Below are 23,059 nucleotides of genomic sequence, written 5' to 3' on the forward strand. Positions count from 1 at the left end.
GCACCGTTTGCCGTGAACACCGTTCAACGGTTTCGAGAGAAGGGTCCCCGCCCCTCTAGCCGTTCTCCGGCGGGTATCGAGACCACGGCGCCTGATCCTTGGACCAGCGAAGACCCAGCCGAAAACCCCGCTCAGTATGCTGGTCGCGTGAGCTATGCGATCTCGGTGACCATCCAGACCCAACTCCGCAGAGAGCGGCCCTCCTGGGTGACCGAGTACCTGCAAGCGGTCGTCTCCAAGGACCCGGCTGCAGGCCGCGGCCCCGACCTGGCTGCCGGCGCACCGCACTACCAATGGGCCGAATACTTGCCCGAGCGTGACTGGTTCACCGGCGTACCCTGCGGCCTGGCTGCCGGCCTGACCGCAGACACCGAGCGGTTCTGGTTGGCCTCCGACTTCCACGACGACTTCATCCAGCACGACACGTTCTTCCTGGAGCTCATCGCCAACTACACGGCGGATGACCGCATCATCGGGTCCATCTGGAACGACATGTCGGCGACCAAGTTCACGCAGTACGCCTCCATCGGCCGAGAGCTGCACATGCTCTCCGCCGACGGCGGGTGGCGGCCGGCCAACAGCGAGTCGTAGTCCGCTCGGCGCTGGACGCCAAGCGCATCAGCGCGGCCCCGTCGACTCGTCGGCCCGCTGCTCCCAGCGCAGACAACTCGATATCCAACTCGTGCATCAGGTCGAAGAGGCGCCGCAGATGGATCGTCGTCTTCCCGCTCTCGATCTCGCTCACCGCGCTCTGCGACACCTGCAGGCGCTCGGCGAGCTCAGCCTGGCTGAGGCCGGCCTCGAGGCGCGCCTGCTGCACGGCCAAGCCGAAGTCGGCGGGTGCAGTGAGCCGCGCGCGTGCTGTCATGACGAACTCCTATCTGAATATTCAGCTAGGAGTCGCCTATCTGAAAAACCAGATACGCCTACGCGTCCACGACGCCCGTGAAGCGAGTTCCGATGCCGTACGAGAACTCGCGCGTCGTTCCGGGGGCAGGCTCCGGCAGCTCGTCGAGATCATGGTTGTCGCACGACATATACGTGAACTCCGGCCACCACTTCTTTGGCCGCACCTTCTCGACCGTCCCGCACACCTCGCACGTCAACGTCGCCCACACAGGACGCTTGCCCGTGCGGTTCGCGCGCGACTGAGCGAGCCACGCCGGCGGATTCGCGTCCAGCTCCGCCAACGCCTCCTCGGCGATATACGGGGGAAGGCCGTTCCGCTTCGCCATCTCGAGCGGAATGTCGAGACGGATCGCGGCGTCATGTCGGCTGAGCTTCATCCCGACAGCCTAAAGCCAGGCTAGAGGGCAGGCGCGCCAGCAGCATCCGCCGCCGCGCCAGCGGCAGAGCCAGAAGCAGCACCAGCAGCCGGCAGCGGTGCGAGGTACCGAGCGAGGCTGTCATCGAGCTCATCCACCCACTTCGTGTGGTGCGTGGATGCGATCGTGCCCGTCATGACGGACCGGTACGCGCGATCGCGGTACCCCATGATGTCCTCCGCCTTGTCGTGCTTCCACTCGAGGAAGATCGCCACGACCTCGTCCAGATCGAACATCGGGTAGTCGGTCGCCTCGATCAGATCGCGCACGTAGTCGGCCTGGAAGCGGATCTCATCCGCAGCCCCACCGATCGCGTGGAAACGCTCGAGCCACGCGTCGATGTCGGCCTGCCGCGCGTCCACTCCAGGCAGCACTACATCGCCCAGGATGACGTCGCGCACGAACCACGCCTGCGCGTCGAACATGTTGAACGTGAACCACTGGTCCTGCGCGCCCAGGTAGAAGAGATGAGGGTTCTGCTCCCACACGACCCCCTTGTAGAGGCCCTCCGGATACACGTTGTTGGGGGAGTCGAGCGCCAGCTCGCTCGGCAGGAACGGGTACTTGTGCAGATACCCCGTGCACAGCACGACCGCGTCGAAGTCCTTCTCCGTGCCATCCGCGAAGTGGGCCGTCGAACCGTCGAATTTCGTCACCAGCGGCCGCTCCTCGAAGCCCAGCGGCCAGTCGTAGCCCATCGGCGCCGTCCGGTAGCTCGCCGTCACCGAGCGCGCACCCATCTTGTGCGCCTGGCTGCCGATGTCCTCCGCCGAATAGCTCGACCCGATCACCAGCACATCCTTGCCACGCAGGTTCTCCGCACCACGGAACTCGTGGGCGTGGCTCACCTGGCCTGGGAACGTCTCGAGGCCCTTGAACGACGGCATCTTCGGGAACGAGAAGTGCCCAGACCCGACGATGACGCGGTCGAACACCTCACGGCTCGTCGTCTTCGACTCCAGGTCCTCGCTCACCAGCGTGAACTGCTGCGTCGCCTCATCGAAGTCCACCCAGCGCACCACCGTGCTGAAGCGCACGTGCTTGCGGACACCCGCCCGCTCGACGCGGCCCGAGATGTAATCCCACAGCGCGGGGCGCGGGGGATACGACGAGATTGGTCGACCGAAGTGCTCATCGAAGCTGTAGTCAGCGAACTCGAGAGCCTCCTTCGGCCCGTTCGACCAGAGATTGCGATACATGCTCGAATGGACAGGCTCGCCGTGCTCATCGAGGCCCGTCATCCACGTGTAGTTCCACTGGCCGCCCCAATCAGCCTGCTTCTCGAAGCAGACGATCTCAGGGATCTTCCGCCCCTGCTCAGCCGCCGACTCGAACGCCCGAAGCTGTGCCATGCCGCTCGGGCCCGCACCGATGATCGCAATTCTCATGTTCTGTTGTTCCCTGGTTCTGTATGTCTGGTCGAGTTACGTATGACGAAGTACTGACCACCAGGTTAACAAGTCGCTCGATTCGCGCGATAAAGCGGGTCGAACCGGCGCACCTCGCTGAGGGAGAGGCACCGGATGCGCGGCTCACGGCATGCAGACCGCCGAGTCCGCCTCCAGCTCCGGCAGCGACGACTCGTATCCGCCCGTCTGCACCGACGCCGACACGACCGCCGTCCCCATCGTCGAGAACGTATACGTCGTCGTGAGCAGCGGCGTCGGCTTCGAAGGCGCCTCAGTGTCCAGCCCGTACACCGCCCCGAAGTCGGGCAGCTCCGGCAGATCCACCTTCGTGGTGCCCGTCTGCAGATCCAGATCGTGCTCGGCGGCGAACGCCTCCATCGACGACGCAGTCCAACCCACGTCGCTCCGCGTCGCATCCAGCGCAGGCTTCAGCTCCGACTCGCACCGCTCGGCGAGCGTCGCCCGGAACGTGAACGTGAACGCCATGCCCGTCGCGACGATCGCCAGCACGCACAGCACCACGCCACCGAACCGGATGTAGCCGAGGCACGCGTCGCTCCAATTCGGCTCGCGGTCGCGGAACATCCACCGCTGCCCCGTCGAAGCGGCGGATGCGGGCCATCCGGCCTGCCACACGCCGGCGGCGGCGAAGAGCGCGGCCAGCGCGAAAAGCGGAAGAAACTCCATGACGGCCGATGCTAGAGCACTGGCCGGGCACGAAGGAGGCGCCGTGAACGCGCAATCACCGCCGACTCAGCAGGCGCACGTCATGCTCGCGAACTCGTTGAGACCCACGATCGCGAAGATGATGCCCGTGATCAGGAAGACCGGGGCCGTCAGGATGCCGCACCAGAAGCTCGGCGCCTGCTTCTCGCTCGGCAGGAAGAACGTCGCGATCGCCACCCCGATCGTCCAGACCGAGACGGGCGCGAGGAACGGCTGCTCGAACACCCAGATCATCGGCACCCAGTGCAGTCCGACGATGAGCAGCATGACGGGCGCCATCAGCTCGCCCTTCCTGCGCCGCAGCAGGATGAACGCCGCGATCAGACCGCCGACCACCTCGAGGGCCACCATCACGATGTAGATCATGAACGGCACCGAATTCACCTGCAGTGCCGTCGCACTCGACCAGTTCCGGATCGCCGTCGGCAGGGTGATGCCGACGAGAGCCACGCCAGCGAGGCTCAAGACGCCGAACACGATGCGCCACGCCCAATGCCGCGGACGCTCCTGCGCCCACCCGGCCCAGAGGAACGTCGCGAAACCGAAAATGGCCGCAGTGAAGATGACATCTCTCGGGAACTCGACGGACAGCATGCGCACCCCTTCATCGACGTGCCGCTCAGCCTAGGGGAGCGGCACGCAGTAACTCCGAGTTCGCTCCGGGGAGAAGTGCCCGCGCGCATCCGTCGTCGTGCGGACCGTGCCGGTCGTGCCTCAGAGCACGTCGCGAATCGCGCCGAACGTAGCATCCGCGTCGTGCAGCCAGAACGGATGCCCGACCTGCGGCAGCTGACGCACATCCCACCCCAGCGCCTCGAGCTCGGCCGGGATCGGCGCAGGGACGACCGCCTTGCCCTCCGCCGAGAGCACCAGCGTCGACGGCACGACCGGGGCCGCCGAGGCGGTGGGAGCGTGGGTGATCTGGTCGAAGATCCCGACCGTCATCTTCTTGTCGAAGCGCCGCTTCGCGCGCTTGTCCAGCACACGCGTCGCCTCCGAGTAGCGCTTGCTGTCGCCGGTGCCCGTCGCGGCGCTGGCCAGCATCACGAGCGGCAGCGTCACCCCGGACAGCGCCCAGAAGACGCGAGCACCCGCGCCCTCGCTCGGCAGCCCGAGCTTGAAGCCAGGGTCGAGGTAGATCGCCCGCTGCGGGAGCAGGCGGGGCACGGCGCGCACGAGCAGTGCGCCACCGAGCGAATGACCCACTGCGCTGTGCAGGTCGCCAGGCAGAGTCTCGATGAGGTCGTCGACGAACTCGCCGAGACGGTAGCTCTGAGCCCGAGGGCTCTCCCCGTGGCCGCGCAGGTCGACGGCGATCGCCGTGAACTCGCCAGACGCCGCGATCCGCTCGGCGAGCGACCCCCACAGCTCGGCGCTCGCACCGATGCCGTGCACCAACGCGACCTTCTTCGGGCCGTCGCCGGTGGTGATCGTGTGCAGCTTCATGGGGTCCTTCCCAGCGGGTCGTGGAGATGGATGAGCGCGCGCCGTCCGATCCCACGCTACGCGTCCGACGCGCAACGACGCCTCGGGCGACCCTCCGGTCGCCTCCCGCTGCGCTGTTACGCTGAGCGCGTGTCGGAACCCGGGGTCTTCCTCATCCCGGCCCTCGCAGTGCTGGCTCCATTCTTCGCGCGCAGCATCTCCGCCTGGGTCAAGGTGCCCATCGTCGTGTTCGAACTGCTGCTCGGCATCGCCGTCGGGCCGAGCATCCTCGGCTGGGTCGACAAGTCGGACCTGCTCGACTGGCTCTCCGAGTTCGGGCTCGCCGCGCTGTTCTTCGTCGCCGGCAACGAGATCCGCTTCCGCAGTCTCGGCAGCGGACTCCTCGGCAGGGCCTCACTCGCCTGGGTGGGGAGTCTCGCCATGGGGCTCGCAGCGGGGTTCCTCATCGCGCCGGGCGAAGCAGCCGTGATCATCGCGATCGCCCTCAGCTCCACGGCGCTCGGCGCGCTCATCCCCATCCTCCGCGATGCCGGAGAGCTCGGATCGCCGTTCGGGAAGGCGACGACGGCGATGGGCGCGGTCGGCGAATTCGGGCCCCTGGTCGCGATCTCCGTCTTCCTCGGCACCCGCTCGCCCGGCATCTCGGTGCTGGTACTGACGCTGTTCGTCGTCATCACGGGCGCCGCCATCCTCGTCGCCATCCGCATGCAGCACGGGCACCTGCACAGGCTCGTCAGCGCCAGCCTCCACACGTCCGGTCAGTTCGCCGTGCGAGTCGTCATCTTCACGCTCGCCAGCCTCGTCGCCCTCAGCGCGCTCCTCGACCTCGACATCCTCCTCGGCGCCTTCGCCGCGGGCGTCATGTGGCAGATCGTGATGCGCAGCGCGCCCGAGGAAGACCTGGAGCAGGTCGAGAGCAAGATCGAAGCGATCGCGTTCGGCTTCCTCGTGCCGCTCTTCTTCATCTACACGGGCGTCACCTTCAACCTCGACGCGCTGCTCGGCAGCACGCAGGCGCTCATCCTCCTCCCCGTGTTCCTCGTGCTGCTGCTGGTCATCAGAGGTGTTCCCGCGCAGCTGGTCGCGCCGAAGGGCGCGGCGCCGAGCGAGCGGGCGAGCCTCGGGCTCCTCAGTGCGACGGCGCTCCCGATCATCGTGGCGGTGACCGCCATCGGCGTCGACGAGAAGGTCCTCGACCCCGCCCTCGCCTCGTCGCTCGTGGGCGCCGGAATGCTCTCAGTGCTGCTGTTCCCACTCGTCGGCATGGCCCTGCGCCCCGCTGACGCACGGCGAACATCGCGCGCTTCCACCTGACCCAACGCGGGTCCGGGCATCCGCACGGAAGATGACGCTCCGGTGGCGAACGAACCCGCGTTCGTCGTGTGGATGCGAGCCCCCGCCCGAGACGGGCCTAGTGGGGTGCGTGGAACGCCGTGATGTTCGCCGAATTCCAGCGCAGGGCATCCCATTCGCCGTGGAACGTCAGCACGGTGATCCCTGACGTCGGGTAGCCGTGGCGGATCTCCCGCGCCAGGTCCGACTCCTTGTCGGCGGCCAACGCGATCGCCGTGCCCGACACGGTCGGCTCGTGTCCGATGACCAGCAGCGTCTGCACCTCGGCGTCCGTCTCCTTGACCTGCTCGAGGTAGTCGTCCTCGCCACCCATGTACAGGGCACTCGGGAACTCGGCCGGCGCCAGGATCTCAGCAGTCTCCAGCGTTTGCCGCGTGCGCGCGGCGGGGGAGCACAGCACCTTATCGACCTTGGGCGCGTTCTCGCGCAGCCAGTCGCCGGCCTCCGCGGCCTCCCGCACGCCACGGTCAGCAAGCGAGCGCTGGCGGTCGTCGATCGTCATCGGATGCTCGGCTTTGGCATGACGGAGCAGGATCAGAGTGCGGGGCATGGGGCCAGCCTAGGGAAGGGAGCAAGCAACGCGGAGAAGGCTGACCGCGTCGACGCGCTTTCTTCCTGGCGCAACATCTGGACGCGTGTGGCGTTGCTTGAACTCGTTTCAGTTATGTAAACCTTTACATTCGCTCACCTTGATTCCTTGACTGCCCCGCGGGTGGATGGCTAGGTTATGTACACGTTTACATTTGCTGCATGTTCCCCCAACCCAAGGAGCTCCAATGCGCACCGAGACACCCACCAATGGTCGTCGTCTGATGATCGCGACCGCCCTCATCGCCAGTGGCGGGCTACTTGCAGCCTGCTCCGGCGGTGCCCCCGCCAGTACGAGTACCGACGCAGGTGCGATGGAGGATCTGCGCCTTTCCCTCGACTGGAGCACGTACGTTGCCTACCACGCCCCTTTCGCCGTCGCCGAAGAGCAAGGCATCTACGAGGCTCACGGTCTGAACGTGACCGAGACACTCCCGGGCGGTTCCGGGGATGCTCTCATCGAAGTCGGAACAAACAAGACTGACATTGCGTGGGCTGATCTCTCGACCGCCGCGGCGTCGATGTTGCAGGGCGTCCCGGTCACGTCAGTCGCCAAAGTTCAGGCGAGCAATGCCAGCGGCCTGACCGTTCTCGAGGGAACCCCCCTCGAGTCTGCGGACGATGTGAGAGGGATGCGCATCGGATCGACACCGGGCGGCTCCGACTCGACGCTGGTTGGCGCGTTCCTGAGCGCCAACGGCATCTCCGAAGACGAGGTGCAGATCGTCAATCTTCCCGCGAACGGCAAATTCGCGGCCCTTATGACCGGCGAGGTAGACGCCATCAGCGGCCAGGTCTACTTCTCAGTGAGCAACGCCAGAGCGCAGGGCCAGGAAGCAAGCGGCCTCTCTTACTCGGAGCTTGGGCTCGAGATGCTTGACCACGGTTTTGTGTCCAGCGACGGGTACATCGAATCCAACCCCGAGTCGATCACGAAGTTCCTCGACGCCTACCGGGAAGCGCTGCAGATCACAATCGACGATCCGGCCGCCGCATGCGAGACCTTGGTTGCGAAGGCTGACGGTGCGTTGCTGCAGGACGACTGCGAGTCGCAGCTCGACCTCTGGCTCCCGCTCGTGACGCCCACCGACGACGCCGAGTGGGGGAGCAACGTCCCAGGCGAATGGGAGTCCACCGTTTCGATCCTTAAGGAGCACGGCGACGCAACAGGCGACCGGGCGCCCGACTCCATGTTCACAAACGACTACCTCCCCGCGAGCTGAGTTGCGCCATGAGACCCATCGAGATCACGAGCGAGCACGTCACCAAGACATACCGAACCCGAAAAGGGGACGTCGTCGCGCTTGACGACGTCACCTTGCACGTCGCCCCCGGTGAGTTCGTCTCGCTCCTCGGTCCGAGCGGCTGCGGCAAGACCACCTTGCTGCGCCTGATCGGCGGGCTCGAAGCGCCCTCGTCGGGGCGACTCCAGATCGACGGAGAGGACGTCACCGCGCCCCACCCCGAGCTTGGCATCGTTTTCCAGACCGACCTCCTCATGCCGTGGAGAACTGTCCTCGAGAACGTTTTGCTGCAGGCGGACGTGCGCAAGACCCGCTCCGCAGCCGTCGAAGCCCGGGCGCGAGAACTCCTTGAGCAGGTCGGTTTGGCTGACTTCGGGGATAGCTTTCCGCACCAGCTGTCCGGTGGGATGAAGCAAAGGGTCGGCATCTGCAGAGGTCTGCTCCACGCACCTCGACTCCTCCTGATGGATGAGCCGTTTGCTGCGCTGGATGCCATGACCCGAGATCAGATCTCCATGGACCTGTCTGCACTCGCCGAAAAGGCTGGAACGACGATCGTGTTCGTCACGCACTCGATCCCAGAGGCTGTGTTCCTGTCTGACCGCATCTACGTCATGTCTGCGCGGCCGGGAAAGGTCGCCGCGGAAGTCCGCATAGAGACCTCCAAACCCCGAGTCCTCCACCACAGACTCGAACCTGCCTTCCTGGAGAAGGTCGCCGAAACCACGGCGATCTTCGAATCGCTTGGCGTCTTCGGGAACGTCCCCGCGTCGAGAGGTGCAAATTAACATGGTCGTCAACCAGAACACGGTCCCGATGTCCGTCAGGGCCAGCGCTTCCCAGCAGCCGTTGGACCGCGCGCGATCACGCCGAGCTGGCTTCGGAGCCCTAATGCGTCGGGCACCCTGGCTCGCCCCCACGGTCACTCTCGTCGCCATCGTCGCGATCTGGGAGATCGGGGTCCGTCTCTCTGAGGTGCCGGCGTTCCTCCTCCCGGCACCCTCGGCTGTCGGCGCATCGCTCGTCGACAACTGGGCGCTCCTCATGGGGCACGCTGGCGTCACCATCGTCGAAACACTGATCGGCTTCGCTCTGAGCGCCGTCGTCGGCATCGCGCTTGCGGTCGTCATCGTCATGTGGCCACTCGTCGGAGCCGCGATCTTCCCGATCGTCGTTGCCTCCCAGGTCATCCCCAAGGTCGCCATCGCTCCCCTCATGGTGGTCTGGATCGGCACTGGGATGACGACTTCCGCCCTCATCGCCTTTGTCATGGCGTTCTTCCCCGTGGTCGTCAATGCGACGCTCGGCATGAAATCGGTGCAGGACTCCTCCGTCGACCTGATGCGATCCATGGGGTCCAGCCAATGGCAGGTCTTCCGCTACCTGAGGTTCCCAAGCGCGTTGCCGCACATCATGACTGGCCTTCAGCTCGCGATCGCCTTCGCCATCGTCGGGGCCATCGTCGGGGAATTCGTCGGCAGCGATTCGGGACTCGGCTACCTCCTCATCGTCACCCAGGGAAACCTCCGCACCGACCTCCTCTTCGCCGACCTCGTCGTGCTCACCGCCATGGGCCTGCTGCTCTACTACGCGGTCGAACTCATTGGAAAGTTCCTGCTCCGAAACCGCAGTTGAGACGCAGAACACCTTCACCCCGCATTCATGAACCGAACCGAGAGGCGCACATGACCACCTCAATCCTGACCCGCCACCCCGTATCCACCACGCAGTTCCACTCCATCCTGGGAACAGGCGCAGCCCCTCGGGCGAACTCAGAAGTCCTCACTGACCCCGCGACTGGACGCGCCTGGGGCACTGTGACCTGGGACGAGGACACCGTTGACCTCGCTGTCGAGAACGCCGTGGCCGCGCGCCGTGCCGGTGACTGGGCGTCACTCACCGCCATGCAGAGGGCCGATGTCCTTGATCGGATCGGTCTGGGAATTGCAGAACACGTCGACGAGATCGCCCAGTACGAGACTCTCGCGAATGGCAAGCCGATCGCAGCGACCAGGGTCGAGGTGGCCGTGAGCGCGCGTTGGTGGCAGTACGGCGCGGCACTGCTGCGCACCCTCAGGGATGCCCGCATCCAGATGTCGGCGACCAAGGACGCGACCGTCACCCACGAGCCTCTCGGTGTCGTCGCACTCGTCACACCCTTCAACGGCGCCTTCTCGCTCGGCGTGTGGAAGCTCGCGCCAGCACTCGCAGCCGGCAACTCGGTCATCATCAAACCACCGATCAACTCGCCAGCGTCCACGACCGTCCTCCTCCGGATCGCTCGCGACGCCGGAATCCCGGACGGAGTCCTCCAGATCGTCCAGGGAGGCACTGAAGTCGGCCAGCGCCTCGTTGAGCATCCCGAGGTCGATATGGTCTCCTTCACCGGGAGCACCGGAGCTGCTCGGCGCGTCGGCGCCGCCGTTTCCGGCAGGCTCGGACACTTCGTCGCCGAGGCAGGTGGGAAGTCCGCCCACGTGGTCTTCGAAGACGCATCGGTCACCGACGCAGTGACGGCCGTCGTACAAGGTGGTTTTTCCGCCACCGGACAGACCTGCGTCGCGGGATCCCGGGTATTGGTGCACAGCGGGATCGCGCGCGAATTCACGGCAGCTCTTCTCGAACGAGTCGCCCGCCTGCGCCTAGGCGATCCCGCGGACCCTGGAACACACCTCGGACCCCTCGTCTCTGGTCAGCAAGCAGAGCGCATCCGCTCTCTCATCGACCAGGCGCAGGCCGACGGAGCCGAGGTGCTGGCAGGAGGGTCAGCCGTTCCGGAGCTCCCGGCGCCCTTCGACGGTGGCTACTGGATGTCACCGACCGTATTGAAGGTCGCCAGTAACAGCGTTGACATCTGCCAGACCGAGCTCTTCGGCCCCGTGCTCACACTGATCGAGTTCGACAGCGAGGAAGAAGCGATCGCAATCGCCAACGATTCCGATTTCGGGCTCGCGGCCGGATGCTGGACCACCGACATGTCGCGCGCGCGACGATTCGGCCAACGCGTCGGCGCCGGCACAGTGTGGCTCAACACCTACCGCGGTATGGACTGGCAGACGCCGTTCGGGGGAGTCAAGCAGTCGGGCATTGGTCGAGAGAACGGCATTGAAGGGCTTCGAGAATTCCAGCAGACCAAGTCGATAGTGCAGGACTTCGCGCCGGCCGCCGATCCGTTCGGGCTCGCCTAGGCCCTCCGACCCGCTCAGGCGAAACGCCTCAGGCAGAAAGCAGAGACGCAGAACATGGAAACAACGACAACTCGCGCAATCGTCGTCGATTGCCTTCAATACAGCAAGCCATCCAGAGAGCGCTTCCTCGAATGGAAGCACGGTCGCGTTGGTTGCGTGCACGTGACGCTCGCGGTCTGGGAGACGGCCAGGGAAACGCTCAGCGTCATCGGTCAGTGGAACGATCTCTTCGCTGAGAACGGCGACCTTGTTGCGCTGGCGCGCACGGCCGCGGAGATCCGTGCCGTCGTCGCATCCGGGAGGACTGCCGTCGTCTTCGGCTTCCAGAACACAGCGCCATTTGAGGATGACATTCGGCTCGTCAAGGTCTTCCACGACCTGGGGGTGCGCATCGCTCAGCTCACCTACAACACACAGAACAGCATCGCGGCGGGCTGCTGGGAAGACGAGGACGCAGGCCTCTCCACCCACGTTGGCCGCCAGTTCGTCGAAGAACTAAACGACGTCGGCATGCTCATCGATCTCTCGCATTGCTCGGAACGCACCTGTCTCGACACCATCGAGGCAAGCCGCGAGCCAGTTGCAGTCACGCACGCGAACCCGCTCGAATTCGTCGGTGCCGATGTCGAGCTGAACCGACGGCCGAAATCGAGCCTGGTCCTTCGGGAACTGGCGGCCCGCGGCGGGGTCGTCGGACTGAGCCCATACGTGCGCATGCTCAAGAACGGAATGCAGACGACCGAGCGGGAATTCGTCGACATGATTTCGTGGACCGTTGACACCTTCGGCGTGGAACATGTGGCCCTCGGCACGGACTTCTACACCGGGTACGGAATCGAGGCAGTCAAATGGTGGCGCATGGGACGGTGGGCTCGGGAGAGCCCCGTTCCAATCGACGAAGCGAAGCCAGTCGTCGAGTGGCCGACCTGGTTCGAATCACCGACCGCCTTCCCCACGCTCGTCGAGACGATGCGGGCGTCTGGCTTCAAAGACGCCGATCTGGACAAAGTGCTCGGGGGTAACTGGCTTCGCCTGTTCGACCAGATCTTCGACAAGCCGACCGCATGAACTCGCACGTCGTCGTCATAGGCGGCGGCCACAACGGACTGGTCGCGGCCAACTACTTGGCCCGCGCCGGGTCCCGAGTGACGCTGATCGAAGCACGCCAACAGCTCGGTGGGGTCGTCGGTCGCATCGAGTACATGCCCGGTTATTCGGCATCCATCACCAACTCGCCTGGTTCTCTCGAAGGTCGCATCATCCAAGAGTTAGAACTCGACCGGTTTGGTCTGCGCTTTCACTTCCCAGAAATCACGCTTCTGCACCCCATGGACGACGGGCTGTTCGTCGGCTGGAGGGACCGGGCACGGGTCGCTGCGCAGCTCGACGCATTCAGTGAGGGTGAAGCCGAGCGTCACCGCGCCCTCATCGAGCGGCTGGACAGAGTCGGCGCGTCCACGCGCCTCTCAGTCTGGGATGCCCCGGGAACCCTCGAGGACGTCGTGGCCGCCATGGACGCGAGCAGTCGTGTCGAGTTTCTCGAGATAGGCGTCGAGGGATCTCTTTCGCAGCTCCTCGACGAGTCGCTGAAAAGCGACGCCGCCAAGAGCCTTATGATGATGCTCGCACTCAACGGGCAGCTCGTCTCTCCCCGGGCGCCGGGGTCCGCCTTCGGGCTGTTGATGCGGCCCATCTCGAGGGCTTCGTCCGCGCAGGATGTCTTGGGCATCGGCGACTCCCCGCTTCGTGGGTCCGTTGGGTTGCCGCTCGGATCTATGGGGTCGATCGTGGATGCTCTGGCCCTCGCGGCGAGAGCGAATGGTGTCAACATCCGTGCCGGAAGCGCCGTCACCAACATCGAGCTGGATGCAGACGAGCACGTGTCGGCTGTGGTGCTCGACACAGGAGAACGGCTCACAGGATTCGATGCGGCCGTGGTCACGCTGGAGCCTTCCAGACTGCGCGCACTTCTGCCGTCGGCAACACTCGAGGAGTCGTGCTGGCCGAAACCGCCGCTTGGATCCGCGTTCAAGATCGGTCTCGCTCTCGACGGCCTGCCCGGACTCGCAGATGCGCCTCCTGGCGTGCCGATCGAAACCCTCCTCGAAGCCCAGTTCCGGATCGGGCCGAGCTCGTCCTACATCACGAAGGCAGTCGACGACGGCCTCGCCGGGAAGGCGTCCGACGCGCCAATCATCTGGGGTCTCATCCCAAGCCTCGGGTCGCCCGGCCTCGCTCCTGACGGCAAACATCTGCTCAGCCTGAACGTGTGGCACGCGCCACACAGCCTCGGACATGACCACTGGCGGGAGCACGGTGACGAGTTCGTAGATCGGTGCCTCCGGGAGCTCGAGCCCAGGCTGCCAGGGCTCACCGATCGAGTGACCGACGCCCACTGGTTCTCGCCGCACGACCTCGAACGCGAGTACAACCTCACGGGCAGCAACATCACGCACGGCGACATGCTGCCCACGCAGATGCTCGGTGAGCGACCCGGTGCCGAGCTCAGCGCGGAGCTGCTGAACCACGGAATCGTGCTGGGCGGGGCGGGAACCTGGCCCGGTGGTTATGTCACGGGCATCCCCGGTCGCAATGCAGCAGTCCTCGCCCATTCCATAAGAAAACGAACGAAAGTCGGGACACGATGAACGAGTACCTGGTCAACATCAAGATCGAATGGCCGCGAGACTTGCCGGAGCAGACAATCGACGAGCTGTCCGTCGCAGAACGCCAGATGGCTGCGACACTCGCCGATGCTGGAACGCTTGTGCGGATGTGGAGGGTTCCTGGTCGCCGTGAGAACTGGGGCCTTTGGAGGGCCGCAGACGCAACCGAACTGCACAGGGTCCTCAGCGCACTGCCGGTCTGGCCCTACATGGACCTCACCGTGCATCCGCTCGCCAAGCACCCCGTCGATCCGGCTTAGACTCCAAGGCTATGAAGAGCGTCGGTGTGGTTGACATCGCCAGAGAGGCAGGAGTCTCCACGGCGACGGTCTCGCGAGTCCTCAACGGCTCCGCAAAAGTCTCCGAAAAGACTCGTGATCACGTGATGGCGGTCATCGACCGCCACGACTTCCGTTTGAACGTGTCAGCTTCCACGCTACGGCGGGGTCGCAGCAAGACCGTTGGGCTTGCTGTCGCCAGCATTTCGCAACCCTGGTACGTGAAGCTGATTCGCGAGCTTCGAAACGCGATCACCGAGCACGGCTACACCACGGTCGTCTACGACCTCGAGCACAACAGCAGGGTTCTGATCGAGCACACCGAGAGCGCACGGACGCTGAAGCTCGCGGGGATGATCATCGCGACAGGTGACCGGCTCGATGGAGTCGACGTACGCGATTCGCTCGAACGTCTGGCCGCGACGGTTCCGCTCGTCGTCATCGGCCAGAAGCTCTCGGAAGCACAGTGGTCCACCGTGCAGTTCGACGATGCGAGGGCCTCTGAAGATGCTGCCCGAGAACTGCTGCGGGCTCGGCATCGTCCGCTCCTCTTCATCGGTCGATCTGAACGGTCCTACCTGGCAGAAGAACGGTCGATCGGCGTGCGCCGCGCTCTGCTCGAGTTTCCGACGTTGCGCGACGACTCGCGCTTCTACGAACTCGGGCAGAGCATGGACTTCGAGGCCGGTTACGCTGCCGCAAGCGGGATAGGAGAGGGGCTGCGAGCGTACGGAAGTGTCTTCTGCGTCAACGACGAGCTCGCGCTCGGCGTCTGCAGATTCGCGAGCGAACTCGGCATCCGCGTTCCGGACGACCTCATGGTGCTCGGCTACGGCGACATAGATGTACTGCCCTATGTGACTCCGTCCCTCTCATCGGTGAGTGGCGACGCCCACCTGGTCGCCGCGGACGCATTGCAAGCGCTTCTCGCGCGGATTGACGGATCTGGAGACGCGGTGGAGCGTATTCATACTCGGCAGATCGTGCATCGGGAGTCAACTTCGACTGCCGACTGAGTCGTATGATCCGAGCAGCGCTTTATATCTTTCATATGCCTGACTTGTGCGGTTCGTGTCGCCGAAGGTCATCCGCAGGCGGGAACGCAAGAACGTGCTCGACAGTGGGCACGTTTACGTCGCCCCAGTCCTCGAGCTTGACACGTACCTGGCTCACCGAGACTTCCGTGATTCGAACGCGCACCCATTCGCAGCTCCCGAGGCGCAGTTCGTAGGGGTCGGCGAGATAGCCGATGCCCGTCTCTTCGATGAGCGTCTCAGCTTCGAACCAGTCGAGTGCCCCGGAGCATTCCCGTCCGAGCAGATCGATGACCACGAAACCATCGCCGTGCGGGCGCATCCAACCGAGGAGCTCACCGTCTCCACGGCGATGCTCGATCCAATCGCTGGGGCTCGTCACCCCACGATGCTACCCAGCACGCGTCCCGAACCTTCGATCTGTGGATAACTTCTGCGAGCATTTTCGAGAGCGGCTACCTTGACGGCCATGCAACCAAGGGGGAAGCGCAGGCGGGCCATCGGCACCGCTCTGCTGATGATGTTCAGCCTCGGGGCGGCTGCCGGTGTGAGCGGATGCGCGCCCAAAGAAGGCACGACATCAAGCCCGCCTCCAAGCCCCACCACTGCGATCTCGACCCCGGTACTTCCCAGCAACGAGGAAGCCCTGGCAATCGTGGAGGAGCTGGTGCCGAAGTTCCTGGCGGCGGAAGCGGCGGTCCTCTCAGGACAAGCCGAAGTCGAGAGCCTCAGTCCGGTGGCCACCGAAGAGCACCGCACGTCGATTGGTGAGTCCGCAGACGAAATCAAAAGTGCTGGTCAGACAGTCGTGGGTGCCGCGACCGTGTCGAACCTTGGCATCCAGAGCGTGAGCGCCGCCGACGGGTCAGTGCTTATCGCCGCCTACGGGTGCTACGACGTTTCCCATTTCAACATTGTCGACACTGCTGGAATCAGTGCCCGGGCGCCTGACGTTCCTGACCGGTTCTCTGTCGTATTCGAGATTGTCAGCAGCCAGGACGGCTTTAAGTCCAATGGGAGTGAGCCATGGTCTGGCGCCAGTTTCTGCTCGTGAGCGCGGCAATCGTAACCGGCCTGGCTGCCCCTTCAGGGGCTCTGCCCCGTACAGCCTGCGACTCTAGCGAACTCTTACTGGGTGCTTGCGGCAGTGTCTCCAACGACGGGAACGGCGTGAGCGTCAACGTCGAGGAGACCTACGTGGGTGACCCGGGTCCCTCTGACTCGTACGACGGCGGGGGCTCCGGGGACGACTACTCGCCGGACGACAGCTGGGCTGACGGCGGAGGCTCAGGAGACGATACGAGCGGCGGTGGCGGCCCGCCTCCGTTCATACCGAACGCGAACGCGCTCGCATCCCCCGTGAGCTCCCTCGTCGCGCCAGCGACAGTGCAGTGCAGGGAGTGCGGTGGCGGCGGGGGAGGCGGCACCACCACGACCGCGCCGAGGCCACCCACGAGTTTCACGATCAGCGACGTGCTCACCCTCGCGCCCGCATCCGTGACCCTCACGGCCGAGCCCTCCACGTGGAGCATCGTCGGGACCCACACGAACTTCTACACGGCCGCCACCCAGCACACCGCGGCCGGGAGCGTCCTCGGCCACCCGATCACCGTGACCTTCACCCCAATGTCATACCGATGGGAGTACGGCGACGGCACCACACAGGAAACGACGACACCCGGCTCACCCTGGCAAGCACTCGGGCAAGAGGACTTCACCGCCACCGAGACGAGCCACGTCTACACCGAGAAGACGTCCTTTCAGGCATCCGTCACCGTCGTCTACACGGCCGCCGTGACCCTCGCCAACGGCACGAGCATCCCCGTCACCGGAACACTCAACCGCGCCTCTACCACCGTCACCCTCGAACTCTTCACCGCCGACACCGTCATCACCGTCGGCGACTGCAACGAGCACCCCCAGAAGCCCCGCTGTTGACCCGCGCAACCACCCCCGCCGTCGCTGACCCCGTCGCCGACGCAGCGCCCCTGCTCAGGGAGACCGCATCGGCCGCGTACCGGTACCCCGAACCCCTACTCGCCCTCCCCGAACACAACCGACCCGTCGGGAAGCACACTCCACCCAGGGTTGTGCGCCACCTCCCAGACGACACCATTCGGATCCTCGACCAAACCGTGGAACACACCGCCGAAATCACCCTCCTGCGGCACCTTCAACGTCGCCCCACCACCAGCCGCCATCGCCGAAACCACCGCAACAACCTCCTCGCGACTGCCCACGTTGTGCGCCAACGTCACACCGGACACCTGCGAACGATCCTCACCCGTCCCCAGATCGCGGTTGAACTTCTCCGCATCGAAGAACCCGAGCACCTGCCCCGCCCCCAACTGGAAGAACACGATCTCGCCCTCGATATCGAGCAGCGGTTCCCACCCGAGCGCGTCAACGTAGAAGCGCCGCGCATCATCGAGATCGCGAGTCGCGAACGTCACGAAGTTCACCTGCTGCTTCACGAGCCACCCACAAACGCCGAGAGGTTCTCCAACGACGACGAGATGCCCTCCACGTGATCCGCCTGGCTGATGCCGCTCGGCACGTCGTACGCCGACACCGTCACCAGCGTGCCACCCGGAAACTCCGCCAACTCCCACACCATCGTCATCGTCCCCGCAAACCGCGCATCATCCGACTTGAACACGACCTGCTGGGCAACGCGCTCACCCTCCACCAGCTCCACGAACACCGACTCCGAAACATCCCGCGACTCAGCAGTCTTCCCACCACCAACCGGAACCTCCGCATACGTGAGCTCAAGCACACTGCGCCCACCCACCCGCGGCTCGAAACGCGTGTACCTGCCCGTCATCCCCGCCGGCGGCAACCAGACCTCCAGCGCCCGCTGATCGAGAAGCGCCCCGTAGACCTTGGATGCGCTCGCCGGCAGCACTCGCGAGACTCGGTCGACCCGTGGTTCGAAATCGCTCGTCATGCCCGGAAGCTAGCAAGCCGACTTGAAGATGCGCCGACCGGCCCCCAAAAAAGATTCTCAAGAACATTCACGGCACGTGTCGATTTCCCCGGCCGCCGTTCGACGCAATAGTAGACGGGTGCAGATCAGCACCCTGCAACCGGCCCTGCGGGGCTGCAGACAAGGAGAATCATCATGAAGTTCATGCTCATCATGCGTGCCACCGACGAAGCCAAGGACGCTTACGAGAACACCGACTTCACCGAGATCATCAACGCCATGGGCAAGTACAACGAGTCCATGATGGAAGCCGGCGTCCTCCTCGCAGGCGAGGGCCTCGCCGACGACCTCAGCACCGCCTTCGTCGTCGACTTCTCAGGCGAGCAGCCCGTCGTCACCGACGGCCCATACGGCGAGACCCACGAGCTCTTCAACGGCTTCTGGATCATCGAGACCGCCACCCGCGACGAAGCCATCCAGTGGGCCTCCCGAGCCCCACTCCAGGGGCCGGGGTCGAGGCTCGAAGTGCGCCGCGTCACCGACATGAGCGACTTCGCCGGCCACGAAGACAACGAGTTCATCCAGAAGGAAGAGGGCTGGCGCGAGCAGCAGGCCGGCGCCTGAGCGCACCCGGACACGGACGCGGGCAGAGGATACGGCGATGATCTCGGCAGGGCCCGGCGACGGCCACGGAGAGAAGAACGACGATGTCGCCGCTCCCCCGTCGGGCCAGCCCGCGACCACCGCCGCCATCGACGCCGTCTGGCGCATCGAGAGCGCCCGCATCGTCGCGACCCTCACGAGGATGGTCGGCGACGTCGGCGTTGCCGAAGACCTCGCACAGGAAGCCGTCGCCGACGCGCTCACCCAGTGGCCACAGTCAGGCGTCCCGGCCAACCCGGGCGCCTGGCTCACCGCCGTCGCCAAACGCAAGGCCATCGACGGGTGGCGGCGCCGCGAGCGACTCGACGATCGCTACAGCGCCATCGCACGCGACCTGAGCGACGCGGACGCGACCGCAAGCGACCCCTGGGTGCCCATCAGCGACGACGTCCTCCGACTCATTTTCGTCGCCTGCCACCCTGCGCTCTCCCGCGAGGCGCAGGTCGCACTCACGCTGCGCATCGTCGGTGGCCTCACGACAGATGAGATCGCGCGCCTCGTCCTCATCCCAGTCGCGACCGTGCAGCAGCGCATCGTGCGGGCCAAGAAGAGCCTCGCCGCCGCCAGGGTGCCCTTCGAGACGCCCGACCCGAGCGAGTGGACGCCGCGCCTCGGCGGCGTGCTCGCCGTCATCTACCTGATCTTCACCGAGGGCTACGCCGCCAGTTCCGGAGACCGCTGGCTCCGATCCGACCTGGCCTCGGAAGCGCTTCGCCTCGGTCGAGCGCTCACCAGCATGCTCCCCAGAGAACCTGAGGTGCTCGGACTCGTCGCCCTCATGGAGTTCCAGAGCTCGCGCTTCGCGGCCCGTGAGGCGGCCGACGGCAGCCCCATCCTGCTCGCCGACCAGGATCGGCGACGCTGGGACCGCTCGGCGATCCTCCGCGGTCGCGCCCTTCTGTCCAGAGCCGACGCCCTCGGCAAGGGGCGCGGCACGTACTGCCTGCAGGCCGCCATCGCCGAGCGGCACGCCGTGGCCCCGTCCGTGCAGCACACCGACTGGGCGCAGATCGTCCTGCTCTACGAGGTCCTCGGACGCCTGGCCCCGAGTCCCATCGTCGACCTCAACCGGGCCGTCGCCGTCTCCATGGCGACCGGACCGGCAACCGCGCTCGCCATCGTCGACCGGCTCGGCGAATCCGGTGCCCTCGCCCGTGGCCCGCTGCTCGCGAGCGTGCGCGGTGAGCTGCTCTCGCAGCTCGGGAGGATCGACGAAGCGAGATCGGAGCTGAGCGTCGCGGTCGAGCTCACCGCAAACGAGCAGCAGCGCCATGTGCTGCAGGGCAAGATCGACGCCCTCGAAGCACGCACCTGACGAACGTCGTCGGCCAAGGCCCGACGCCGTCACCCGAGTCGGCCTGGGACCCCCACGGGACAGCGCTGCCGGACAATCAGACTCCCGGGCCACGCAGCGCAATGACCAACTTGCGTGACGGTCCGGGCATCTGGGCCGATTCCGGCCGGAGGAGCCGGTTTCGTCACGCAAGCTGGTCAGCGGATGAGCGCGGTGGTGGAGTCGGCCAGCCGGCCGGCGGGCCAGGCTCGCCGCGCCCCTACGCGCGTTCGAGGACGAGCAGGAACTCGACCGACCCGGTGGGCTCGACGGAGACGAAGCCAAGGTTCGGGGCTTCGACCCCGTAGTCGGCGAAGGTCACGGGGATGCTGCCGGCGACCTGCACGTTGTCACCGTCAAGGCCCGCCGTGAGGTCGATCGTCACCTGCTGGCTGACGCCGTTGAGCGTGAGCGTTCCGGTGGCAGGGATCGTCGCCTGCGTGCCATCCGCGAGTCCGTCGAGCGCGGCCACTGGCTCGTCGAGCGTGAAGGTCGCTTCCGGGTTCGCGGCGGTATCGAGCGCCTCGCTGCGGAAGTACTCGTCGCGACGCTCCTCGTCGGTGGCGATGGATGCGACGTCGACCGTGATGTCGGCGGCCGTGAGCTCAGTCTCGGTGGTCGTGAGCGTGCCGGACACGGTTTCGGTGCGGCCGGTGACGGTCACGTCCGTTCCATTGAGCACCTCATCCACCCGGTAGCCGGCGTAGGAGCCGGACGCGACGGTCCACGAGCCGGCGAGCGTGCTGGCGTCGGCCGCGCTCGGGGCCGTCGACTCGATCTCGAGCGCCGGCGCCTCGGCAGCGGGCTCGGCGATAACGTCACGGTAGATCATGGGGCCGAACACTGCGGCGGCGATGCCGATCACCACGACAACGGCCGCGATGACGATACCGATGGTGGCTTTCTTCGATGGCTTCTTCATAGTTGTAGCTTGAAGCACTTTCCTATGGCTGGACTATGAGTTCTTTGTCGATCGCGTGAGGAAGCGGATGCGCGCTGAGGGGAGCCGAAGAGACTCCGGGACGCACGGCTGCAGCACAAGCGCGGCGACTTAGGCTTCGAGCGCACCGCTGTGCGCGCAGCTGTGCCCGTCGAAAGGACCCCGGTGAACGACGCCAACGAGACCAGCAGCACGTCCGACCTCGCGTCCAGGCCATGGCTGGCCGCGTATGCCGATGACGTGCCCCACGACATCGCCGACGTGCGGGAGTCGCTCGTCGACCTCCTCGAGAACTCGGTGAAGCACTTCGGCTCTCGGCCGGCGCTCGAGTTCTTCGGCGCCGAGACCAGCTACGGCGAGCTCGGGGAGCAGGTGGCTCGTGCGGCCGAGGGCCTCCGCAAGCTCGGGGTCGCAGCGGGCGACCGCGTCGCGTTGGTGCTCCCCAACTGCCCACAGCACGTCATCGCCTTCTACGCTGCGCTCCGCCTCGGCGCGATCGTCATCGAGCACAACCCGCTCTACACGGCGCGCGAGCTGCGGCATCAGTTCGAGGACCACGGCGCGAAGATCGCGATCGTGTGGGACAAGGTCGCCGATCTCATCTCGGAGCTGCCGAGCGACGTCGTCCCGGACACGATCGTCGCGGTCGACATGACGAGCGCGCTTCCGTTCGGGAAGCGCCTCGCGCTGCGCCTTCCCGTCGCGAAGGCCCGCGAATCCCGCGAGGCCATGACGGCGACGCCCTCGGATCGCCGCGTGCTCAAGTGGGAGCGCATCGCGAATGCGAAGCGCATCTCGAAGCGCGTGCCCAAGCCCGCCCTCGACGACGTCGCCCTGCTGCAGTACACGAGCGGAACCACCGGCAACCCCAAGGGTGCCATCCTCACCCACCGCAACCTGCGCGCGAACGCCGCGCAGGGTCGTGCCTGGGTGCCGGGGCTCACGGAGGGACGGGAGGTCTTCTACGGCGTGCTCCCGCTGTTCCACGCGTACGGCATGACGCTGTGCCTCACCTTCGCCATGAGCATCGGTGCGCGGCTCGTCCTCTTCCCGAAGTTCGACGTCGACCTCGTGGTCGCCGCGGCGAAGAGCTCCCCGCCGACCTTCCTGCCAGCAGTCCCTCCCATCTACGACGCCCTGTCGAGGGCAGCCTCCCGCAAGGGGGTCAGCTTCACGGGCATCCGCTTCGCGATCTCGGGGGCCATGAGCCTGCCCGTCAAGACGGTCGAACGCTGGGAGGAGGTCACCGGAGGGCTCCTGGTCGAGGGATACGGCATGACCGAGACATCGCCGGTCGCGCTCGGCAACCCCGTCGGCCCGACCAGGCGCCCCGGGACGGTCGGGGTGCCCTTCCCGAGCACGCACATCCGCGTCGTCGACCCGGACGACCCGAGCGTCGACCGCGCCGCCGGCGAATCGGGCGAGCTCCTCATCCGTGGGCCGCAGGTGTTCCAGGGCTACTGGAAGCGGCCGGATGAGACGCGCGAAGTGCTCCTCGCCGGCGGCTGGCTTCGCACCGGCGACATCGTCACCGTGTCCGACGACGGCTTCGTGACGGTCGTCGACCGCAAGAAGGAGCTCATCATCACGGGCGGCTTCAACGTGAGCCCCTCCGAAGTCGAGGAAGCCCTCACCGCGCACCCCGATGTCGAGGGCGCCGCAGTTGTCGGCCTCCCGCGCAGCTCCGGGGGTGAGGATGTGACCGCCGCGGTCGTGCTCCGCGACGGTGCCACGTTCGACGGCGACGCCCTGCGCGACTTCTGCCGCTCACGCCTCGCGTCCTACAAGGTGCCCAAGCGTGTCGTGCAGGTCGAGGAGCTCCCCAAGTCGCTCATCGGCAAGGTGCTCCGTCGTCAGGTCCGAGACCGACTCGTCGCCAAGCGCAGCGAGTAGCAGCCCACGGCCTGGCTCCCGCGCCGCCCGCGACTGCCGCTCGG

General features: G+C 65.9%; 26 protein-coding genes. 15 read left to right on the plus strand and 11 right to left on the minus strand.

The annotated features are described in order from the left end of the window. The first annotated feature begins 147 nt into the window (after positions 1 to 147). The gene (locus C5C17_RS07495; protein ID WP_104252744.1) at positions 148 to 591 is read left to right on the plus strand and encodes a hypothetical protein; all 444 of its coding nucleotides are present in this window, start codon (positions 148 to 150) and stop codon (positions 589 to 591) included. Here the strand turns inward: C5C17_RS07495 and C5C17_RS07500 are convergent. From C5C17_RS07500 to C5C17_RS07530, 6 genes are all read right to left on the minus strand, one after another. Further along, complete coding sequence (locus tag C5C17_RS07500) at positions 509 to 868, minus strand: helix-turn-helix transcriptional regulator (protein ID WP_104252745.1); 360 nt, start codon at positions 866 to 868, stop codon at positions 509 to 511. The two genes, C5C17_RS07495 and C5C17_RS07500, sit on opposite strands and share 83 nt — an antisense overlap. Positions 869 to 926: 58 nt before the next feature. Continuing rightward, on the minus strand, positions 927 to 1,286 hold the full coding sequence (locus tag C5C17_RS07505; protein WP_104252746.1) for a hypothetical protein: 360 nt from the start codon (positions 1,284 to 1,286) through the stop codon (positions 927 to 929). Between the two features lie 20 nt (positions 1,287 to 1,306). Further along, positions 1,307 to 2,713, minus strand: coding sequence for an NAD(P)-binding domain-containing protein (locus C5C17_RS07510; RefSeq protein WP_104252747.1), 1,407 nt, complete (start codon positions 2,711 to 2,713; stop codon positions 1,307 to 1,309). A gap of 144 nt (positions 2,714 to 2,857) precedes the next feature. Continuing rightward, entirely contained in the window at positions 2,858 to 3,421 is a 564-nt protein-coding gene (locus tag C5C17_RS18350; RefSeq protein ID WP_146079106.1) for a hypothetical protein, read from the minus strand. Between the two features lie 66 nt (positions 3,422 to 3,487). Further along, positions 3,488 to 4,054 (minus strand): hypothetical protein, encoded by a 567-nt coding sequence (locus tag C5C17_RS07525; RefSeq protein WP_146079107.1) that lies wholly within the window; start codon positions 4,052 to 4,054, stop codon positions 3,488 to 3,490. Positions 4,055 to 4,174: 120 nt separating this feature from the next. Beyond that, positions 4,175 to 4,906 carry an alpha/beta hydrolase gene (locus C5C17_RS07530; RefSeq protein ID WP_104252751.1) on the minus strand — a complete coding sequence of 244 codons (732 nt, stop codon included), beginning with the start codon at positions 4,904 to 4,906 and terminating at the stop codon, positions 4,175 to 4,177. A 129-nt stretch (positions 4,907 to 5,035) separates the two neighbouring features. Here C5C17_RS07530 and C5C17_RS07535 point away from each other — a divergent pair, with 129 nt between their 5' ends. After that, positions 5,036 to 6,220, plus strand: coding sequence for a cation:proton antiporter (locus tag C5C17_RS07535; protein ID WP_258066062.1), 1,185 nt, complete (start codon positions 5,036 to 5,038; stop codon positions 6,218 to 6,220). A 97-nt stretch (positions 6,221 to 6,317) separates the two neighbouring features. Here the strand turns inward: C5C17_RS07535 and C5C17_RS07540 are convergent, their stop codons facing one another. Next, on the minus strand, positions 6,318 to 6,809 hold the full coding sequence (locus C5C17_RS07540; protein WP_104252753.1) for a histidine phosphatase family protein: 492 nt from the start codon (positions 6,807 to 6,809) through the stop codon (positions 6,318 to 6,320). 226 nt (positions 6,810 to 7,035) lie between these two features. Between C5C17_RS07540 and C5C17_RS07545 the strand changes: the two genes are divergently transcribed. From C5C17_RS07545 to C5C17_RS07580, 8 genes are all read left to right on the plus strand, one after another. After that, entirely contained in the window at positions 7,036 to 8,070 is a 1,035-nt protein-coding gene (locus C5C17_RS07545; RefSeq protein WP_181028515.1) for an ABC transporter substrate-binding protein, read from the plus strand. An 8-nt stretch (positions 8,071 to 8,078) separates the two neighbouring features. Next, positions 8,079 to 8,879 carry an ABC transporter ATP-binding protein gene (locus tag C5C17_RS07550; RefSeq protein WP_104252755.1) on the plus strand — a complete coding sequence of 267 codons (801 nt, stop codon included), beginning with the start codon at positions 8,079 to 8,081 and terminating at the stop codon, positions 8,877 to 8,879. 103 nt (positions 8,880 to 8,982) lie between these two features. After that, complete coding sequence (locus C5C17_RS07555; RefSeq protein ID WP_181028516.1) at positions 8,983 to 9,726, plus strand: ABC transporter permease; 744 nt, start codon at positions 8,983 to 8,985, stop codon at positions 9,724 to 9,726. Between the two features lie 50 nt (positions 9,727 to 9,776). Further along, positions 9,777 to 11,279 carry an aldehyde dehydrogenase family protein gene (locus C5C17_RS07560; protein ID WP_104252757.1) on the plus strand — a complete coding sequence of 501 codons (1,503 nt, stop codon included), beginning with the start codon at positions 9,777 to 9,779 and terminating at the stop codon, positions 11,277 to 11,279. Between the two features lie 54 nt (positions 11,280 to 11,333). Then, positions 11,334 to 12,347: a membrane dipeptidase gene (locus C5C17_RS07565; protein WP_104252758.1), complete on the plus strand. Its 1,014-nt coding sequence runs from the start codon at positions 11,334 to 11,336 to the stop codon at positions 12,345 to 12,347. Beyond that, positions 12,344 to 13,927, plus strand: a complete 1,584-nt coding sequence (locus C5C17_RS07570; RefSeq protein ID WP_104252759.1) for an NAD(P)/FAD-dependent oxidoreductase — start codon at positions 12,344 to 12,346, stop codon at positions 13,925 to 13,927. The genes C5C17_RS07565 and C5C17_RS07570 overlap by 4 nt, the downstream gene beginning before the upstream one ends. Continuing rightward, positions 13,924 to 14,205 carry a muconolactone Delta-isomerase gene (locus C5C17_RS07575; protein WP_104252760.1) on the plus strand — a complete coding sequence of 94 codons (282 nt, stop codon included), beginning with the start codon at positions 13,924 to 13,926 and terminating at the stop codon, positions 14,203 to 14,205. The genes C5C17_RS07570 and C5C17_RS07575 overlap by 4 nt, the downstream gene beginning before the upstream one ends. 11 nt (positions 14,206 to 14,216) lie before the next feature. Beyond that, a complete protein-coding gene (locus C5C17_RS07580; RefSeq protein ID WP_104252761.1) occupies positions 14,217 to 15,239 on the plus strand; it encodes a LacI family DNA-binding transcriptional regulator in 1,023 nt (340 codons plus the stop codon). A 31-nt stretch (positions 15,240 to 15,270) separates the two neighbouring features. Here C5C17_RS07580 and C5C17_RS07585 read toward each other — a convergent pair whose 3' ends face one another. Beyond that, positions 15,271 to 15,639 carry a hypothetical protein gene (locus tag C5C17_RS07585; protein ID WP_104252762.1) on the minus strand — a complete coding sequence of 123 codons (369 nt, stop codon included), beginning with the start codon at positions 15,637 to 15,639 and terminating at the stop codon, positions 15,271 to 15,273. Positions 15,640 to 15,774: 135 nt separating this feature from the next. On the opposite strand from C5C17_RS07585, the gene C5C17_RS07590 reads away from it, so the two are divergent. Beyond that, the gene (locus C5C17_RS07590) at positions 15,775 to 16,311 is read left to right on the plus strand and encodes a hypothetical protein (RefSeq protein ID WP_146079108.1); all 537 of its coding nucleotides are present in this window, start codon (positions 15,775 to 15,777) and stop codon (positions 16,309 to 16,311) included. A gap of 116 nt (positions 16,312 to 16,427) precedes the next feature. Continuing rightward, complete coding sequence (locus C5C17_RS07595) at positions 16,428 to 17,195, plus strand: hypothetical protein (RefSeq protein WP_104252764.1); 768 nt, start codon at positions 16,428 to 16,430, stop codon at positions 17,193 to 17,195. A gap of 95 nt (positions 17,196 to 17,290) precedes the next feature. On the opposite strand, the gene C5C17_RS07600 is transcribed toward C5C17_RS07595, so the two are convergent. After that, positions 17,291 to 17,731 carry a VOC family protein gene (locus tag C5C17_RS07600; protein ID WP_104252765.1) on the minus strand — a complete coding sequence of 147 codons (441 nt, stop codon included), beginning with the start codon at positions 17,729 to 17,731 and terminating at the stop codon, positions 17,291 to 17,293. Further along, a complete protein-coding gene (locus C5C17_RS07605) occupies positions 17,728 to 18,207 on the minus strand; it encodes an SRPBCC domain-containing protein (protein ID WP_104252766.1) in 480 nt (159 codons plus the stop codon). Before C5C17_RS07605 ends, C5C17_RS07600 begins: the two co-directional genes overlap by 4 nt. Before the next feature lie 174 nt (positions 18,208 to 18,381). Between C5C17_RS07605 and C5C17_RS07610 the strand changes: the two genes are divergently transcribed. Together C5C17_RS07610 and C5C17_RS07615 are read left to right on the plus strand one after the other, a co-directional pair. After that, a complete protein-coding gene (locus C5C17_RS07610) occupies positions 18,382 to 18,810 on the plus strand; it encodes a YciI family protein (RefSeq protein WP_104252767.1) in 429 nt (142 codons plus the stop codon). 37 nt (positions 18,811 to 18,847) lie between these two features. Further along, the gene (locus C5C17_RS07615; protein ID WP_104252768.1) at positions 18,848 to 20,164 is read left to right on the plus strand and encodes an RNA polymerase sigma factor; all 1,317 of its coding nucleotides are present in this window, start codon (positions 18,848 to 18,850) and stop codon (positions 20,162 to 20,164) included. 238 nt (positions 20,165 to 20,402) lie between these two features. On the opposite strand, the gene C5C17_RS07620 is transcribed toward C5C17_RS07615, so the two are convergent. Further along, positions 20,403 to 21,104, minus strand: coding sequence for a YceI family protein (locus C5C17_RS07620; protein WP_104252769.1), 702 nt, complete (start codon positions 21,102 to 21,104; stop codon positions 20,403 to 20,405). A 183-nt stretch (positions 21,105 to 21,287) separates the two neighbouring features. Between C5C17_RS07620 and C5C17_RS07625 the strand changes: the two genes are divergently transcribed. Then, the gene (locus C5C17_RS07625) at positions 21,288 to 23,015 is read left to right on the plus strand and encodes a long-chain-fatty-acid--CoA ligase (RefSeq protein WP_104252770.1); all 1,728 of its coding nucleotides are present in this window, start codon (positions 21,288 to 21,290) and stop codon (positions 23,013 to 23,015) included. The last annotated feature ends 44 nt before the right edge of the window (positions 23,016 to 23,059 follow it).

The organism is Pseudoclavibacter sp. RFBA6 (assembly GCF_002931575.1).
GTDB lineage: Bacteria > Actinomycetota > Actinomycetes > Actinomycetales > Microbacteriaceae > Pseudoclavibacter > Pseudoclavibacter terrae.

Bases quoted from the DNA above. Each gene is read 5' to 3' on its own strand.
- C5C17_RS07605 (WP_104252766.1), bottom strand. From the start codon at position 18,207: ATGACGAGCGATTTCGAACCACGGGTCGACCGAGTCTCGCGAGTGCTG.
- C5C17_RS07565 (WP_104252758.1), top strand. From the start codon at position 11,334: ATGGAAACAACGACAACTCGCGCAATCGTCGTCGATTGCCTTCAATAC.
- C5C17_RS07550 (WP_104252755.1), top strand. From the start codon at position 8,079: ATGAGACCCATCGAGATCACGAGCGAGCACGTCACCAAGACATACCGA.
- C5C17_RS07620 (WP_104252769.1), bottom strand. From the start codon at position 21,104: ATGAAGAAGCCATCGAAGAAAGCCACCATCGGTATCGTCATCGCGGCC.
- C5C17_RS07560 (WP_104252757.1), top strand. From the start codon at position 9,777: ATGACCACCTCAATCCTGACCCGCCACCCCGTATCCACCACGCAGTTC.
- C5C17_RS07510 (WP_104252747.1), bottom strand. From the start codon at position 2,713: ATGAGAATTGCGATCATCGGTGCGGGCCCGAGCGGCATGGCACAGCTT.
- C5C17_RS07615 (WP_104252768.1), top strand. From the start codon at position 18,848: ATGATCTCGGCAGGGCCCGGCGACGGCCACGGAGAGAAGAACGACGAT.
- C5C17_RS07555 (WP_181028516.1), top strand. From the start codon at position 8,983: ATGCGTCGGGCACCCTGGCTCGCCCCCACGGTCACTCTCGTCGCCATC.
- C5C17_RS07610 (WP_104252767.1), top strand. From the start codon at position 18,382: ATGAAGTTCATGCTCATCATGCGTGCCACCGACGAAGCCAAGGACGCT.
- C5C17_RS07580 (WP_104252761.1), top strand. From the start codon at position 14,217: ATGAAGAGCGTCGGTGTGGTTGACATCGCCAGAGAGGCAGGAGTCTCC.
- C5C17_RS18350 (WP_146079106.1), bottom strand. From the start codon at position 3,421: ATGGAGTTTCTTCCGCTTTTCGCGCTGGCCGCGCTCTTCGCCGCCGCC.
- C5C17_RS07505 (WP_104252746.1), bottom strand. From the start codon at position 1,286: ATGAAGCTCAGCCGACATGACGCCGCGATCCGTCTCGACATTCCGCTC.
- C5C17_RS07545 (WP_181028515.1), top strand. From the start codon at position 7,036: ATGCGCACCGAGACACCCACCAATGGTCGTCGTCTGATGATCGCGACC.
- C5C17_RS07540 (WP_104252753.1), bottom strand. From the start codon at position 6,809: ATGCCCCGCACTCTGATCCTGCTCCGTCATGCCAAAGCCGAGCATCCG.
- C5C17_RS07590 (WP_146079108.1), top strand. From the start codon at position 15,775: ATGATGTTCAGCCTCGGGGCGGCTGCCGGTGTGAGCGGATGCGCGCCC.
- C5C17_RS07570 (WP_104252759.1), top strand. From the start codon at position 12,344: ATGAACTCGCACGTCGTCGTCATAGGCGGCGGCCACAACGGACTGGTC.
- C5C17_RS07500 (WP_104252745.1), bottom strand. From the start codon at position 868: ATGACAGCACGCGCGCGGCTCACTGCACCCGCCGACTTCGGCTTGGCC.
- C5C17_RS07530 (WP_104252751.1), bottom strand. From the start codon at position 4,906: ATGAAGCTGCACACGATCACCACCGGCGACGGCCCGAAGAAGGTCGCG.
- C5C17_RS07575 (WP_104252760.1), top strand. From the start codon at position 13,924: ATGAACGAGTACCTGGTCAACATCAAGATCGAATGGCCGCGAGACTTG.
- C5C17_RS07525 (WP_146079107.1), bottom strand. From the start codon at position 4,054: ATGCTGTCCGTCGAGTTCCCGAGAGATGTCATCTTCACTGCGGCCATT.